This window comes from Legionella sp. PATHC039 (assembly GCF_026191275.1).
GTDB classification, from domain to species: domain Bacteria; phylum Pseudomonadota; class Gammaproteobacteria; order Legionellales; family Legionellaceae; genus Legionella; species Legionella pneumophila.
In genome coordinates this window covers 2677395-2692885 of sequence record NZ_JAPHOP010000001.1, presented here as the reverse complement: position 1 = coordinate 2692885, position 15491 = coordinate 2677395, and the positions used below count along the sequence as shown (strand labels likewise).

Sequence of the window (15491 nt, the reverse complement as noted above, 5' to 3'; positions counted from 1 at the left end):
GAAAGTATATGCCGAGTATATTACATTCCAGCATAAATAATGCCAACTTTATGAGGCACGACTATACTGTACCAATCGAGAATTTATGGAACTAATAACGAAAATTCAATGAGAATTTTAGGCAAAAATTGCCGTTTCCAAAATAAAGTTATGGATATAATATAATATGGAACATCATAATTCTAAATTCACGGCCAAAGAGGCAGGATGCATCAAAGGATATTGTTAGCTCTTTTGTATAAACTGATTATTTTGTTTTAGGCAAAGTGCAAATATAGAAACGTTTGCAACGCGGCAATAAAATGAAAAGGATAGATTATGCGAGAGATCTATTTGAAGATTCTCTGACTATGAATTTAGTAAGGAGAGAGGCATGGAGCATTATCAGGAAGATGACTTGGCTCGCATTAAAGAGTTGCTGAGACATACTGGAGAATTTATTGCCTATTTTGAGTTTGTCGAAGCGAAAATGATGGAATGGCGAGAGGAAATTGAGCAGCAGGCTGAACGAGTTCTATACATCACCCAATCACTACAAAATGAATTAACTTCAATGCAAAACCTTATTTCTCAATCAGGAGTAACCCATTTTAAAATAAGTGCTGAAAAGGCCCTGGCTCAAGGCGAAACGCATTTGCATTCTTTAGAAAGAACTTGCAATCAATTTACCCAAATCTTCCAACAACAACAAGACAAGCTCAATACCCTAACAGAAAACTGCATTGATAGGATCGAAAAGCATACTGGTCAAGCAACTCAAACACTTACTTTGCAACTATCTAAATATGATGTTCAACACTTTCATCGCATCGCTAACGAAAGCTGTGACCATGTCGACCGAGTTGCAAACGATGCCATAAACAAAAGCAATAAAATGCTTAATATGCTTCAATTCAAAGTAGGTCTTTTTGCCATGTTAATCACCGTACTCACTGCTTTCGTGATAGTCATTTACCTTAATGATGAAATGCCTTGGGAAATGCATCACCAAGCCATGAGCGAACGCCAGGCTGGTAAAGTTCTTCTTCAAGCATGGCCAAAATTAAGTCAAAAGGAAAAAGCAAAAATCTTGAATGAAGATGGTCTGAAACCAGGATAATACTGTGCTTGATTTCATATCGTCAAAAACGCTTTTTTTATGCCTCATTCTGTTTCTCATTCTTTTTTTGCTTTGTTTTGACAAGGCAAGAAAAGAATTGCGCATAAACCGATGGCAAAAAAAACTAAATTTAAAGAATCATGCTCAAATTTTTCATCTCCTGTACGATGACGTTAATGGCTTCATGATTTCCCAACAAGCAAGAAAGAATCGAGATGCAATTGAATATGTGTATGGTGAAATTGAGTTTTTACCGTTCACCGCTTTATTATCAATGGTCAATATTGATCACAATACTGTTTTTTATGATCTTGGCTCTGGAACTGGCAAGGCTGTTGTCGCCTGCGCTATGGTATATCCAGTCCATAAAAGTATAGGTATCGAATTGTTCCCTAACTTGCATCAATGTGCTTGCGAGCGTCTCCAGAAATTGGCGGCTATGGAAGGCTATACAGAGAGTAGCAAAAAAATCTCATTTATATTGGGTGATTTTCTAACCGTTGATTTATCTGAGGCGACCTTAATATTTATTAACTCAAGTACCTTATTCGGTGCAACCTGGGAGGCTCTTAACACCCGCCTCAATAGCCTGACACAACTATCAACCGTCATTACTACTAGCAAAACCTTATCATCCAGTCGTTTTAAATTAGTTGCTCGAGCTAAAATACAAATGAGTTGGGGTGTGGTTTTTGCATTTATTCATAAGAAAGAAAACTAATTTTTACTAACCAGCTTGAAAACATTGAATAATTTTTTACCCGAACTATACTTATAAAATCAAATGGGAAATTGTCAGCACCTGATGTGTCCTGGTAGCAGACATTAGACCAGTTGCTCAGCTCGTGGAGTTTATTTTAGTATAGGCCACCCGTGTTTCGAGATACAAAGCGAATAGAAGCATAGGCAGGCAAGCTAAAATAATAGAGGATGCAATCGGTCTATTAAATACGCGACAAAACGAGGTGAGTATATGATTAAATCCGAACTCATTGAACACATCGCTGCTCAAATGACGCATCTTACTGAAAAGCAAGTAGCCGATGGCATCAACAGAATACTTGAATTAATGAGTGAAGCACTTATCCATGGACAAAGAATAGAAATTCGTGGCTTTGGCAGTTTTTCTCTTCATTACCGACCACCGCGAAATGCTCATAATCCTAAAACGGGTGAAAAAGTAGTAACAGAGGCAAAATACAGTCCTCACTTTAAACCTGGAAAGGAATTACGAGAGCGGGTCAATTCATCGCGAGCCAAGTTCCCACTTTTGGATAAAGATTAAATTTTATTTTTTATCCTAAGTGCGTGGTAGTGTAACCCCGGTTTGTCCCTGGTACTTTCCGTTTCGATCACGATAAGAAACAGCACAAACTTCATTAGCCTCTAAAAACAGCATTTGAGCAACTCCCTCATAGGCGTAAATCTTGGCTGGCAAAGTAGTCGTATTGGAAAACTCGAGAGTAACATGCCCCTCCCATTCTGGTTCCAGAGGAGTAACATTCACTATAATCCCGCAACGAGCATAAGTGGATTTACCTAAGCATATCGTTAATATATTGCGGGGTATACGAAAATATTCGACAGTTCTTGCTAAGGCAAACGAGTTGGGGGGAATAATACAGACATCAGACTGAACATCTACAAAGCTATTTTCATCAAACGCCTTGGGATCAACAATCGCTGAATTAATATTCGTAAAAATCTTGAATTCATTTGAACAGCGAACATCATACCCATAACTGGAGACGCCATAAGAAATAATCCTACCATTTTGGTTTTCTCGCACTTGACCGGCCTGAAATGGAGAAATCATCCCATGCTCAAGGGCCATTTTCTCTATCCATCTGTCTGATTTGATTGACACGATATTCCTCTTTTCTTAAAAAGATAGATTTCTATCACAAAAGTCAATGAAACGAAAGTTTGTTTTGGGAAATTATACAGAATAAAATGATTGAAACTTCGATGAAAGTTCTCATTTTAAAAAAATACTGATACAACAACCTGACGCGGAATAAAAAATCTTATCGCCATGTTCTCATATCCAATGGCAGTACTCTATACACTTAGGTATATTTAGGAGTTATGCCACTGTTCAAGGTCTATTTTTTCTTACCAACCATGGAAGTTAATATATCACCTATCTCCATTGGCATAGGGAAAATTATCGTTGAATTGTTATTAACCGCTATAGTGGCTAAAGTTTGCAAATATCTTAGCTGCATTGCCTGGGGTTGCTGGGCGAGTACTTGAGAGGCTTGTAATAATTTTTCCGAAGCTTGCAGCTCTCCCTCCGCATGGATTACTTTCGCTCTCCTGTCTCTTTCCGCTTCAGCCTGTTTGGCTATTGCCCTTATCATACTTTCATCCAAATCCACCTTCTTGATTTCAACATTTGAAACCTTGATTCCCCAGCTCTCTGTCTGGGCATCAAGAATTTTTTGCACATCACTATTCAGTTGCTCACGTTCAGCCAACATATCATCCAAATCATGCTGACCCAATACTGACCGCAATGTGGTTTGCGCCAATTGGCTGGTTGCCTCAAAATAATTTTCAACCTGGATGATTGCGTTTTCAGGAACGACAACACGAAAATACACCACAGCATTGACGCGTACAGAAACGTTATCTCTCGAGATAACATCTTGACTGGGTACATCCATGACTATGGTTCGCAAATCAACTCGCACCACTTGTTGAATGACTGGGATAATGATTATCAATCCCGGACCTTTAACACGCCAAAACCGACCCAGCATAAAAACCACTCCACGTTCATACTCCCGAAATACCTTGAACATTGAAACCAGTAGCAAGGCTATCGCTACCAGTAATATAACCAGAAATGGTCCCATCTCATTCTCCTTAATCCTTTTTCATTCAACATGGAATAACCAACTAATAAACCGATTGATCTTCCTCTACTTCCAACAGCAGTCCTGATGCTCTAGTGACTTTAACGCTTTTATTTGCAGCGATTGGAGAGCGTGCATGGACATTCCAAATCTCTCCCTTAATTACAGCCTGGCCTTCCAGATTAATGTCTCCTAACGCCCTGCCTTTTGCACCCACCAACGTTTCCAGGCCATGTCTGATTTTTTGGTTTCGAGATTTAATTAACATCCCCAGAACCAAAACAAAAATCAATATATTCAGAACTGCCATAGCCCAAATTGCTGACCACGCTATCTGAAAAGCCAGGTGCTCCGTGTTCATCAGCATAATGGAACCCAAAATAAAAGAAACAGTTCCTCCTACACCTAACGCTCCAAAACTTGGGGTAAATGCCTCGGCTATGACAAATAAAATACCTAAAATAATCAAGCCCAAACCTGCATAATTTATAGGTAACAGCTGCAGCGCATACAGCGCAAAAAGCATTGAAACTGCGCCAACTACTCCAGGTAAAACATAACCTGGATTAACCAATTCAAAGAAAATTCCATAAATTCCAAGTAGCAATAATAAGTAAGCCACTGTAGGGTTGGTAATGACTGATAGAAAGCGGGTTCTCCAATCTGGATTGATTACTTGAATGTAAGGGCTTTCGGTATTAATAGTTATTGTCTTGTTATTTTGACTGACTTTTATTCCATGGATTTGAGACAATAAATCATCTCTATTTTTTGCAATATAATTGATCACTCCCTTGCTAAGGGCTTCATCCGCTGTTATGGATTTGCCGTCTGTCACTGCCTTCTCAGCAAAATCAGGATCGCGTCCTCTCAGTTGAGCAAGTGACCTTATTGTTGCTACAGCATCATGAGTTACCTTATTTTCCATGGTTGATTTTTTTTTCTCATCTTTTTCACCTTCACTGAATCCTGTGCCAAGGCTGACTGGACTTGCAGCCCCCATTTGAGTACCAGGCGCCATTGCCGCTAATGTACTTGCGTACATTAAATAAGTTCCAGCACTCGCAGCCCTTGCTCCAGTAGGACTGACATAAGAAACTATGGGAACATCAGAAAGTAAAAATAACTGAATGATATTTCGTGTTGAATCATATAAACCGCCTGGTGTATCGATTAGAATCACTATCAAATCAGCATCTTGAGCGCTTTTAATACCTCGTTCCAAATAATCTGCTGTCGCAGGGCCAATTGGTCCTTTTATATTCAACTCTACAATTTTTGCTGCAAATGAAGTATGCAATCCAATCAAAAGGAACAGGGTAAGGAATATAAAAATATAACTTGTTTGCATGAATTTACTGAATTTCATTTCGCACGTTACCGATGGCGGGGATTGTTTTGCTGCTGCAGAATCTGAATCTTCAAGAACTGACACAGATAGTCTGCCGCTGAATATTATTCCTTGCAGAGTTCTTGTCACCGCAGCCAATTTGCAAAAAAGATTATTGAGTTTGTGCAGTCCCTCTTGCCTGACGCAATCCCGATGCATTTTTACATCCCTTTAAGAGGTAGTTATAAAATAAAAGATAGCACAGGTTGAAAAAAACAAGGGGAGGGTGTCACATCAATTCAAGATCTTTACCTGTTATTGAGGCGAATTGAGTTGAGCAAGATACAGACCTGCCACCTGGCACGGGTAGATCTGTAAACACATCAGCTTGTAACCGATTAATTCGTTACAAGCTGATTATACCGAATGGTGATGATTTAGAAAAACACACCAATTTGTGCAGAAACAGTATCGGCAGATTTACCTGTGCCCAAAGTTGGAAGGTTGACCAATCCCGGAGGAGCTGCACCATTAGCAAACTGAGTAAGTCCATAATCAATATCATGCCTGTACTCAATACTCTCCACTGTGTCTTTCCAAATGGAAATGTTAAATACTCCAATGTAACGTCGCTTAGGCAGATTTAGTGCTAATGCTTCTTTTGTCCACTGATAACCAACTCCTATGGAAGCCGGTCTGTTGAAAGCCATAAAAGTCATACCCAGCTCTGCTTGCGCAGCCTGAGGTCTGGCGCCTTGGCCATTAAAACTCAAATCCTGGGGCCTAAAACTCTGTACAGCACCAACCCATTCCAAAGTCAGATTATAACGATCATAACCCACGTGGCCATGAACATCAGCGGCTTTTGTTTTACGGACGTTTTCATTACCGTTAGTTATGGAGCCAAAACCGCCAAATGTTGTCCCCACATTCGATCCAGTACTCTGCATACCGCCTGCATCAGCAACAGAGCTAATGAAGCCGCCCCCTATCTCGCCATTGATGTCATTATCAAACCCGAAAATATACCCCAGATTAACGCCGCCGACTCCTGAGCGACCTAATGTAGTATCGCTTCTGTAGCCATAAACAGCACCGAAAGGACCAGTGTCGCCCTGAGATTTATAACCGAAAATGACAGGCCTTGTCTTGGTTCTTGCCAAATTCATTGTGACAGGCGCACTAACCATTGCGCTGGAATAACGGCCGAATGGAACATAGACTTGCCCTGCAGTAAAATAAAGCGGGCTTTTATCCAGGTTACCAATGTTGACAAATCCCATATTCAAATTAAATGCCGAGTTATTAACCCGCGGGCCAATTGCAGGAGGGCTTTCATCATAGGCAATTGCAATATAAGCTTCGACATTTTCATTCAATGCAGCAGCAACGTCCAGTTCACTTGAGCCTAGCGTAATATCACCATCCGTATTAGTTGATCGAAATGGATTGTTAAATGTCGCAGCAGGTTCTGTTTTACCACTTAATGAAATAATTGGCATATTAGGGATAGGATAGCCTATTTTCTGGTAGGCTCTGTATAAGCGTCGTCGCTGCTGCAGTAAACGAACATCCCTATTAATACTGGAAATGTTTACTATATAATCAGAACCATCAAAAGCAGGCCGGTCTCCAAGGAATGGTGAGCTTACTACAGGAGTTCCTGCTATATAAGTAACCACTCGGTTATCGGCTATCAATGCTGTTGGATAAAAGCTTATTGACTCTGGATGGACATCAGGCGCATGGACTTCGACTTTAGATGAGTGATATTTTTCTTCTATTGCAGCCCCTGATTTAGCCGTCGGCTTATTCTGTGGTTCTACAGGTTTTGCGGCAGCCTGTTGCTCGTGCTTTTGCGGAGAGCTTTTATGATTTGCCAATTGTTTTTGTAATCGGTTGAGTTGGGCTTGTAAATCTTCTGCTTGATGCTGTAATCGTTGAATTTCACTTTTCAGTTGTTGATCTTGATCCGCATATAATGGCGATGACAAACAAGCGAGGGCCAAAATAATTTTTTTAAACTTCATGCGGGGTACTCCTGTTTATTATTTTTACATCCTAAACGGATAGCCACGGGATTATAGCGCGGCAATTATTCGCTGGCTATAGGATCACTCCGCTAAAATTTAAAATAAATTGATTTATTTGTATGCATTTACAGTTTATTGCCTATACATCAATAAATTAGGGATTTAGTTGGTTAGACTTAGAATGGATCACCATGATTATATTTTTTGTTAAAGAGTTTTTTTCAAGATTTTTCAGCTGTATTTTAAAGTAATGCGTTCGTCGATAACGAACGCATTTAAGTAAAGGACTTCGTTTAGGCATTACCAATATATTTTGCACCAATATATGGTCCATATAGTCCATAATCACTATTGGTTACTGGGTTTGCCATGTTTTGCAGGAATTGTGTATGTAGGGCATTAAAATAGTTCATTACCTGATAACCACCCTCAAGATTTAATACTCCTTGGGCCATATTGTAAGCATAATTTAATCCAAGCTTAGCTTCCAGGCTGGGGACTATTGTTCTTTTGTTTGCATAGATGGATCGCACTACTGCGCCAGAAGAGCCTGTAGGCAATGCAACATACCCGATGTTATATTTACCCTTACCATATAAGACTGAAGCAGCACCATTTGCCGTGACACTTAATGAATTAGTTAAGGCATAAGCATAATCGATTCCCAGGACAGGACCTACTCCTTTGTAATCAGTATTATCGAACAGGTTGACCCCACCTAACTGAGGAAACGCGCCAAAATAATAATTCGTATTATCGATTTCAATATTGGCGTACTGTAAACCGCCATAGAAGCGCATGTCCTTCACCAAGCCAAAATCAGCATGTTGCCCCATCACCAGGTTCACTTGCTCAAATCTGTTTTTATATATTGCGTTAAATAAACGAGGAAACGCTAATGTAGGTGGCAATACATCGATTCTCCCAATAAGGCCACTAGGATTTGCAAAATCACTGTAGTGAATCCATGTAAGAGTCGCATCATTGCCAGTATTAAAGTGATAAGAACCTTCTAATCGGTATCCCCAATCCCAACCCTGATCATCATCATATCTTGTGGGGGCTACGTGAACTTGTCTATAAGCCATATCGGCATCATAAACTGATTTTAGATAAAGTGCCTGCACACCTAAATCCCAACGTTTTGCTTCACAGGGAACAGTGACATTACCAGGCGTACAAACAGGTCCCATAGTTCCTGCCAATGTATAACCACTTGCAGCCAATCCCAATAGGGCTAAACTTGTCTTTTTCAACATATGGACTCCATTTCAAAAAAAAAAGCCCATCATTTTGGTGATGGGCTCAAAAAGAACTTAATTATTTAACAAATTACACATTACCAACATACTTCAAGCCAATGTAAGGACCAGAAGCTGCGAAATCAGTTTCAAATCCATTAAATACGCCAGTATTGTGCATAGCGTTGAAGTAGTTAAACCACATGTAACCAACGTCTAAAGTCAAATCGCCTTGAGCCATTGCGTAAGTGTAATCAGCACCAAGCTTAGCTTCTAACTCAGGAACGATGGCATTTTTAGATCCAGTTCTGAAGTTGATTCCATCGTGGAAATCGCTGGTACCAACCAGAATAGCAGCAGCGCCTTTAGCATAAACACCAAAGCCATTGCCAAATACATAGTTCATGTCTAAACCAGTGCGAGGACCAAAGCCATTGAACTTAGAGTTGAACCCGTTAAAGGCAAAGTTATTGAAATAACGGTTCACATCAGCTTCAATGCGAGCGTATTGAACACCGCCGTGGAAACGCATTTTCTTGTTAGCACTGAAATCTACGAATTGACCTAATTCAGCATTAACAGCATCCCACTTGTTGTTGTAGTTGTGCCAGTTAGCAAAATCAGCCCAGTGATCACTGTCATTATCAAAATGATACCAGTTCACATTGATGTCATTACCAGTATTGAAGTGATAAGAACCTTCTAATTTGAAGCCCCAATCCCATTCATGGTCAACATCATGCCAATGCTGCCAGCCACCAACTTGGGTGAAACCATTGTAGCCCCAATCAGCATCATAGATTGGTTGCAAATATAGTGCGGTGATACCAATATCCCATGCAGTTCTTTCGCAAGGAACAGTTACATTACCTGGGGTGCAAACTGGTCCCATAGTACCAGCGAACACTGCACTGCTTCCTAAAGCAAGAACAGCTACCGCTGTTTTTTTCAAATTTAACATGCTTATCTCCACTTTTTTTATTATTAATTTCCGTTCGTTACTAATTTAGCATATCAGCAACAGTACGCATTCTTCGCTCTAATCGAGAGCGTACCTGGATAAATTATCCAGCCGGACTTCTATAAAGTCAACAGTATTGCTGAAATTTCTTATCAACTTAACAAATTACACATTACCAACATACTTCAAGCCAATGTAAGGACCAGAAGCTGCGAAATCAGTTTCAAATCCATTAAATACGCCAGTATTGTGCATAGCGTTGAAGTAGTTAAACCACATGTAACCAACGTCTAAAGTCAAATCGCCTTGAGCCATTGCGTAAGTGTAATCAGCACCAAGCTTAGCTTCTAACTCAGGAACGATGGCATTTTTAGATCCAGTTCTGAAGTTGATTCCATCGTGGAAATCGCTGGTACCAACCAGAATAGCAGCAGCGCCTTTAGCATAAACACCAAAGCCATTGCCAAATACATAGTTCATGTCTAAACCAGTGCGAGGACCAAAGCCATTGAACTTAGAGTTGAACCCGTTAAAGGCAAAGTTATTGAAATAACGGTTCACATCAGCTTCAATGCGAGCGTATTGAACACCGCCGTGGAAACGCATTTTCTTGTTAGCACTGAAATCTACGAATTGACCTAATTCAGCATTAACAGCATCCCACTTGTTGTTGTAGTTGTGCCAGTTAGCAAAATCAGCCCAGTGATCACTGTCATTATCAAAATGATACCAGTTCACATTGATGTCATTACCAGTATTGAAGTGATAAGAACCTTCTAATTTGAAGCCCCAATCCCATTCATGGTCAACATCATGCCAATGCTGCCAGCCACCAACTTGGGTGAAACCATTGTAGCCCCAATCAGCATCATAGATTGGTTGCAAATATAGTGCGGTGATACCAATATCCCATGCAGTTCTTTCGCAAGGAACAGTTACATTACCTGGGGTGCAAACTGGCCCCATGGTTCCAGCAAACACTGCACCGCTTCCTAAGGCGAGTACTGCCACTGCTGTTTTTTTCAAACTAAACATGCCTTGTCTCCACTTGTTTATTATTGAGTTTCCATTTTATTGATAACTCACCATTTGGAGTTGTCAATAGCACGCATCGTCGCTTAGGTTCGAAGCATGCAACGATATGAGTATCTGCAGTGATTTTAAATAAGTCAAGAAAATTTATTAAAAATTCCAATATTTTCATGACGATATAACTAAATTTGAACATTATCTCTATTTTTTTAACACTATTGCCATGTCTCTTTCAAAAGAAATTTGCTGACCAAGAAGGGGGTTTTCGAGGATGAAGTGCCATCACGAAAAGATACTTTTTTTAATCATAAAATTTATTTTTTTATCAATGTCACAACAACGCGTCTGTTAGCAGCTCTCCCCTCGTCAGTATCATTCCTGGCTATCGGTTGCAGAGCTCCTACCCATGTTATTGATAGTTTTCTTTGAGGTACTCCAAGGCTAATCAAATAATTTTTCACAGACTCTGCTCGATATTGTGAAATGGCATTATTGTAACCTTTACGGCCGCTATCATCAGCATGACCAATAATCTTAATGACATCAATTTGTACATCTGCATCCACATATTGGGCAATCCGTCGTAATTGCGCTTTATCAGCATCAGACAATAACTTACTATCCACCCCAAAATGAAACACGCTTTCTTTTACATCCTCATAGTTGAAGGGCAACAGGCCACCAAGACAACGTTGATATTGCGAGTACACTTTTTGAAACCGAACAGGTGAGAGTGTAACCGTAGTGTGAAATCCTTCCTCTGATAAATAGCTAAAGCTTGCCTGATACCCTTGCGATAAAAACCTCAATAATTTTAAAGCGGGCTGCCGATTTAAAAATAGTCCATACTCCCCGGGTTTAATATAAGTTCGGGTTACCAAATAAGATTTGGTTAATAATGGTTTCCATACTGGGGGACTTGCTACAATTTGAGCAGGTAAGGCCCGTTGAACTTGATCCCATTTACGCAGAATGAAGTGAGGAGATTGGGTGGCGTATTGCTCAAAGTAGCCAATACCATAATTTGGAATCGTCAATGACAAACCACATCGAAGAGGATTGCCTGTCATACGCCAATTTTCTTCTCCCATAGGGCTTGCATATTGGATAGAGGGAGCAGCAAAGACGACAGTAGTAATGGATAAAGAACTCATCGCAATAATTTTTGCTGTCTTGCATATAAAATGATCTGAAATCATTTTTTGCTCATCCCAATTGCCTAATTCATGTTATTCTCTTTTATCGGCAATAATGCAGGAACCTTTATTATGCAAACTCTGATAATTAATCGCCCTGACGATTGGCATCTCCATCTCCGGGATGGAGAGTTTCTAACTCATACCGTCCAGGCGTCTGCCCAACATTTTGCCAGAGCGTTAGTGATGCCCAATCTCAAACCAGCGCTAACTAATTTAGCCGCAATTGAGAGTTATAGAAACAGAATCATTTCGGCCATTCCCAAACAAAACTCTTTTATTCCTTATATGACTTTTTATTTAAATGAGTCCGTTATACCAGAAGAATTACAGCAAGCCGCCTCTCTTTCTTATATAGTTGGAGCAAAACTTTATCCGGCTGGAGCGACGACAAATTCTGAAGAGGGTGCTAAATCTTTGAAAGCACTCTACCCCCTTTTTGAAACATTGCAAACGAGTAATTTAGTTTTGCAAATTCATGGCGAAGTCACTCATAGTGATATTTTCGAACGCGAAGCACTGTTTATTGATGAATACCTGAAACCCATTGCCAGACATTTCCCCAAATTAAGAATCGTTCTGGAGCACATATCAACCAAAGCTGCGGTGGATTATGTTTCAGAAGGACCTGCTAACCTTACAGCAACAATAACCCCTCACCATTTACTTTATAATCGCAATAAGCTACTCGCAGGGGGCATCAGACCTCATTATTATTGTTTGCCTATTTTAAAACACGAAAAAGACCAAAAGGCCTTACAACTTGCAGCAACGAGTGGAAATCCAAAATTTTTTGCCGGCACTGACAGTGCCCCTCATGCCATCAATGCCAAAGAAAATGCATGTGGATGCGCCGGTATTTATTCAGCTCCATTTGCGGTAGCGCTCTACACGCAGATCTTTGATGAACTTAACCAATTAAAAAAACTTAATGATTTTCTTAGTCGATTTGGTGCAGAGTTTTACCAACTCCCTATTAATCAACAGCAATTGGAACTCATTAAATCACCTCAAACTATCCCTAATTCAATCCCATTTGGATCAACTCAGGTTGTACCTATTGCTGCTGGAGACACTATAAACTGGAGTATTAATGGTTTCTCGCAATAATATTCTAAGTAGCACCATTAAAAATCGCTTTCGTGGCTTTTTACCTGTTGTTGTTGATGTAGAAACTGCGGGAATAGATCCTCAAAAAAATGCTCTCCTGGAAATGTGTATTGTTTTATTGGATATGGATGAGCAAGGCTTGTTAAAAAAGGAAAGTAGTTATTTTGAACATATTTTACCTTTCCCTGGTGCAGAACTGGATCAAAAATCACTGGCGTTCAACCAAATAGACCCGTACCAGCCTCTTCGTTTTGCAGTAGATGAACAAATTGCCCTTGAACGCTTATTCAAACCCATCAATGACTTGCTAAAAAAAACTCGTTGCCAAAGAGCTGTTTTAGTAGGACACAATGCCTGGTTTGATTTGTTATTCATCAAAGCGGCAATCAAAAGAACCGGGATAAAATCACCATTCCATGCCTTCACTTGCTTTGATACAGCAACATTAGCGGGTTTGATTTTTGGAGAAACCGTATTGGCCAAAGCAGTGCAAGCCGCTGGATTACATTTCGACAGCCAGGAAGCGCACTCTGCCATTTATGATGCCGAAAAAACAGCTGATTTGTTTTGCCTTATGATAAACAAGTGGCGAATGCTAAACATCTGATATTAGAAAAACATAAATAGCCTGGATTACCTAAAACTGTAATCCAGGAGTTTGATAGAAATTTTCTTGTGTTATGCTTCTCAATAAAACACAACAACAAAAAGACCCCATTTCCTTGTCTTATATTACAAAGACTCGGAATGCTCAGACAGGTATTCTGCAACACCTTTAGGAGACGCTTTCATACCAGCTTGTCCTTTTTGCCAGCCAGCAGGACACACTTCACCATTTTCTTCAAAGAATTGGACTGCATCTATGATACGAATAATCTCATCAATATTTCTTCCTATCGGCAAGTCATTGACGATTTGCGAACGAACCATACCATTGGTATCGATAACAAAAGCGCCTCGGAAAGCCACACCAGCAACTGGATGTTCTACACCATAGGATTGGCAAATACTATGAGTCATATCAGCTGCCAAAGTAAATCTCACTGGCCCTATTCCACCATTTTTCACAGGCGTATTCCTATACGCATTATGGGTAAAATGTGAATCAATAGATACGGCAACCACTTCAACATTACGTCTTTTGAACTCTTCGATACGATGATCAAGAGCAATTAACTCGGAAGGACATACAAAAGTAAAATCCAGGGGATAAAAGAAAACTAATCCGTATTTGCCTTTTAAATGTTCGTGTAAATTGAATTTATCAACAATTTCCCCATTGCCCATTACTGCAGCCACAGTAAAATCAGGTGCTTTACGCCCAACTAAGACACTCATTCTATTATCTCCATTAGCAGTGGGTGAGTAAATCCCACAATTGTTATTAAAATTATGCCGCTACTGCATCACGCAACATAGGCTCTAACTCTCCTTGCTGAAACATTTCGGCTATGATGTCAGATCCTCCAATTAATTCCCCTTTCACATAAAGTTGAGGAAAGGTAGGCCAGTCAGAAAATTGGGGTAAAACTTGACGAATATCAGGATTAGCAAGGATATCGACATAAGCAAAGTCTACTCCACAAGCCTCAATACACTGAACGGCACGAGCGGAAAACCCGCATTGCGGCATCTTTGGAGTGCCTTTCATGTACAGCATTATCGCATTTTCAGCAATTTGCTTTTTAATTTTTTCTAAAGTATCCACTATGCACCTTTTATAAAATAAAAAACCCAATTATGTCGAAAACCAAACAAGGTCGCAACTAATGATTCTATTGTGATAATCCTATCAATCTTTTTTTCTTATAGTGATATTTTACCCTACCTCAACGATCAATAAAATACCAATTTAGTACTAAATGTGCCAAAAATCCCCACCTTGACGAGAATTAAAATCCACTATTTTGTAAAAGATTATTATACCAGTAGAAATGTATCCATGGCCAAGACTATAAAAATATTGAATCGCTCAGTAATGGCACATTGAATATCACACTTATCCTGATAAACTAAAGACTTTTAATCCTGGAGATTGATATGACTTTTACCCTACCGCAATTACCTTATGCATTGGATGCATTGGCCCCTCATGTTTCCAAAGAAACCTTGGAATACCATTATGGTAAACACCATAACACTTACGTTACCAACTTAAATAAATTAATTCCCGGAACAGAATTTGAATCCATGACTCTGGAAGAGATCATCATGAAAGCTAAAGGCGGTATTTTTAACAATGCAGCTCAGGTTTGGAATCACACTTTTTATTGGCACAGCATGAGCCCTAATGGTGGAGGTGAGCCAAAAGGCAGGCTGGCAGAAGCCATTAATAAAAGCTTTGGCTCTTTTGCAGCATTCAAAGAACAATTTTCACAAACAGCTGCTACAACATTCGGTTCCGGATGGGCATGGCTAGTCCAAGATCAGTCGGGGGCTTTAAAAATTATCAGCACTAGCAATGCTGGAACACCAATGACTGAAGGATTAAATGCCTTATTAACTTGTGACGTATGGGAGCACGCCTATTACATCGATTATAGAAATAGGCGCCCGGATTATATTGAAGCCTTTTGGTCATTAGTTAATTGGGATTTTGCGAGCAGTAATCTGAAATAAAATAACAAG

At 39.8% G+C, this 15491-nt stretch carries 16 protein-coding genes; 6 read left to right on the top strand and 10 right to left on the bottom strand.

Annotation, left to right across the window (positions count from 1 at the left end; all coding sequences use genetic code 11):
- Window positions 1-373 precede the first annotated feature (373 nt).
- The 3 genes from OQI99_RS12235 (at window position 374) to OQI99_RS12225 (ending at window position 2384) form a co-directional block, all read left to right on the top strand.
- On the top strand, window positions 374-1099 hold the full coding sequence (locus tag OQI99_RS12235; protein ID WP_061513017.1) for a hypothetical protein: 726 nt from the start codon (window positions 374-376) through the stop codon (window positions 1097-1099).
- A 4-nt stretch (window positions 1100-1103) separates the two neighbouring features.
- Window positions 1104-1820: a methyltransferase gene (locus tag OQI99_RS12230; protein ID WP_061513016.1), complete on the top strand. Its 717-nt coding sequence runs from the start codon at window positions 1104-1106 to the stop codon at window positions 1818-1820.
- Between the two features lie 252 nt (window positions 1821-2072).
- Complete coding sequence (locus tag OQI99_RS12225; RefSeq protein ID WP_061513015.1) at window positions 2073-2384, top strand: integration host factor subunit beta; 312 nt, start codon at window positions 2073-2075, stop codon at window positions 2382-2384.
- Between the two features lie 15 nt (window positions 2385-2399).
- Here OQI99_RS12225 and dcd read toward each other — a convergent pair whose 3' ends face one another.
- From dcd to OQI99_RS12185, 8 genes are all read right to left on the bottom strand, one after another.
- Window positions 2400-2966, bottom strand: a complete 567-nt coding sequence (gene dcd / locus OQI99_RS12220; RefSeq protein ID WP_010948641.1) for a dCTP deaminase — start codon at window positions 2964-2966, stop codon at window positions 2400-2402.
- A gap of 238 nt (window positions 2967-3204) precedes the next feature.
- Entirely contained in the window at window positions 3205-3960 is a 756-nt protein-coding gene (locus OQI99_RS12215) for a slipin family protein (protein WP_061513014.1), read from the bottom strand.
- Window positions 3961-4003: 43 nt separating this feature from the next.
- Window positions 4004-5509 carry an NfeD family protein gene (locus OQI99_RS12210; protein ID WP_265732112.1) on the bottom strand — a complete coding sequence of 502 codons (1506 nt, stop codon included), beginning with the start codon at window positions 5507-5509 and terminating at the stop codon, window positions 4004-4006.
- A gap of 218 nt (window positions 5510-5727) precedes the next feature.
- A complete protein-coding gene (locus tag OQI99_RS12205) occupies window positions 5728-7320 on the bottom strand; it encodes a FlxA-like family protein (RefSeq protein WP_265732111.1) in 1593 nt (530 codons plus the stop codon).
- 296 nt (window positions 7321-7616) lie between these two features.
- A complete protein-coding gene (locus tag OQI99_RS12200) occupies window positions 7617-8582 on the bottom strand; it encodes an Lpg1974 family pore-forming outer membrane protein (RefSeq protein ID WP_265732110.1) in 966 nt (321 codons plus the stop codon).
- Between the two features lie 73 nt (window positions 8583-8655).
- The gene (locus OQI99_RS12195; RefSeq protein ID WP_265732109.1) at window positions 8656-9525 is read right to left on the bottom strand and encodes an Lpg1974 family pore-forming outer membrane protein; all 870 of its coding nucleotides are present in this window, start codon (window positions 9523-9525) and stop codon (window positions 8656-8658) included.
- Between the two features lie 165 nt (window positions 9526-9690).
- Window positions 9691-10560, bottom strand: a complete 870-nt coding sequence (locus tag OQI99_RS12190; protein ID WP_265732108.1) for an Lpg1974 family pore-forming outer membrane protein — start codon at window positions 10558-10560, stop codon at window positions 9691-9693.
- 311 nt (window positions 10561-10871) lie between these two features.
- Window positions 10872-11756: a flagellar protein MotY gene (locus OQI99_RS12185; RefSeq protein WP_265732107.1), complete on the bottom strand. Its 885-nt coding sequence runs from the start codon at window positions 11754-11756 to the stop codon at window positions 10872-10874.
- Window positions 11757-11825: 69 nt separating this feature from the next.
- Here OQI99_RS12185 and pyrC point away from each other — a divergent pair, with 69 nt between their 5' ends.
- On the top strand, window positions 11826-12863 hold the full coding sequence (gene pyrC, locus OQI99_RS12180; RefSeq protein ID WP_061514025.1) for a dihydroorotase: 1038 nt from the start codon (window positions 11826-11828) through the stop codon (window positions 12861-12863).
- Entirely contained in the window at window positions 12847-13470 is a 624-nt protein-coding gene (gene rnt, locus OQI99_RS12175; RefSeq protein ID WP_265732106.1) for a ribonuclease T, read from the top strand. Before pyrC ends, rnt begins: the two co-directional genes overlap by 17 nt.
- A 125-nt stretch (window positions 13471-13595) precedes the next feature.
- On the opposite strand, the gene OQI99_RS12170 is transcribed toward rnt, so the two are convergent.
- Together OQI99_RS12170 and grxD are read right to left on the bottom strand one after the other, a co-directional pair.
- Window positions 13596-14201, bottom strand: coding sequence for a peroxiredoxin (locus OQI99_RS12170; protein WP_014844997.1), 606 nt, complete (start codon window positions 14199-14201; stop codon window positions 13596-13598).
- Between the two features lie 52 nt (window positions 14202-14253).
- Entirely contained in the window at window positions 14254-14571 is a 318-nt protein-coding gene (grxD, locus tag OQI99_RS12165) for a Grx4 family monothiol glutaredoxin (RefSeq protein ID WP_011947866.1), read from the bottom strand.
- Window positions 14572-14903: 332 nt separating this feature from the next.
- Between grxD and sodB the strand changes: the two genes are divergently transcribed.
- Window positions 14904-15482, top strand: coding sequence for a superoxide dismutase [Fe] (gene sodB / locus OQI99_RS12160; protein WP_011947867.1), 579 nt, complete (start codon window positions 14904-14906; stop codon window positions 15480-15482).
- Window positions 15483-15491: the final 9 nt, after the last annotated feature.

What these genes read in the sequence shown, in the direction of transcription:
- OQI99_RS12190 (WP_265732108.1), bottom strand. Translation starts at nt 10,560, where the DNA reads ATGTTTAGTTTGAAAAAAACAGCAGTGGCAGTACTCGCCTTAGGAAGC.
- OQI99_RS12225 (WP_061513015.1), top strand. Translation starts at nt 2,073, where the DNA reads ATGATTAAATCCGAACTCATTGAACACATCGCTGCTCAAATGACGCAT.
- rnt (WP_265732106.1), top strand. Translation starts at nt 12,847, where the DNA reads ATGGTTTCTCGCAATAATATTCTAAGTAGCACCATTAAAAATCGCTTT.
- OQI99_RS12210 (WP_265732112.1), bottom strand. Translation starts at nt 5,509, where the DNA reads ATGCATCGGGATTGCGTCAGGCAAGAGGGACTGCACAAACTCAATAAT.
- OQI99_RS12170 (WP_014844997.1), bottom strand. Translation starts at nt 14,201, where the DNA reads ATGAGTGTCTTAGTTGGGCGTAAAGCACCTGATTTTACTGTGGCTGCA.
- OQI99_RS12205 (WP_265732111.1), bottom strand. Translation starts at nt 7,320, where the DNA reads ATGAAGTTTAAAAAAATTATTTTGGCCCTCGCTTGTTTGTCATCGCCA.
- OQI99_RS12235 (WP_061513017.1), top strand. Translation starts at nt 374, where the DNA reads ATGGAGCATTATCAGGAAGATGACTTGGCTCGCATTAAAGAGTTGCTG.
- OQI99_RS12215 (WP_061513014.1), bottom strand. Translation starts at nt 3,960, where the DNA reads ATGGGACCATTTCTGGTTATATTACTGGTAGCGATAGCCTTGCTACTG.
- OQI99_RS12185 (WP_265732107.1), bottom strand. Translation starts at nt 11,756, where the DNA reads ATGATTTCAGATCATTTTATATGCAAGACAGCAAAAATTATTGCGATG.
- OQI99_RS12195 (WP_265732109.1), bottom strand. Translation starts at nt 9,525, where the DNA reads ATGTTAAATTTGAAAAAAACAGCGGTAGCTGTTCTTGCTTTAGGAAGC.
- sodB (WP_011947867.1), top strand. Translation starts at nt 14,904, where the DNA reads ATGACTTTTACCCTACCGCAATTACCTTATGCATTGGATGCATTGGCC.
- pyrC (WP_061514025.1), top strand. Translation starts at nt 11,826, where the DNA reads ATGCAAACTCTGATAATTAATCGCCCTGACGATTGGCATCTCCATCTC.
- OQI99_RS12200 (WP_265732110.1), bottom strand. Translation starts at nt 8,582, where the DNA reads ATGTTGAAAAAGACAAGTTTAGCCCTATTGGGATTGGCTGCAAGTGGT.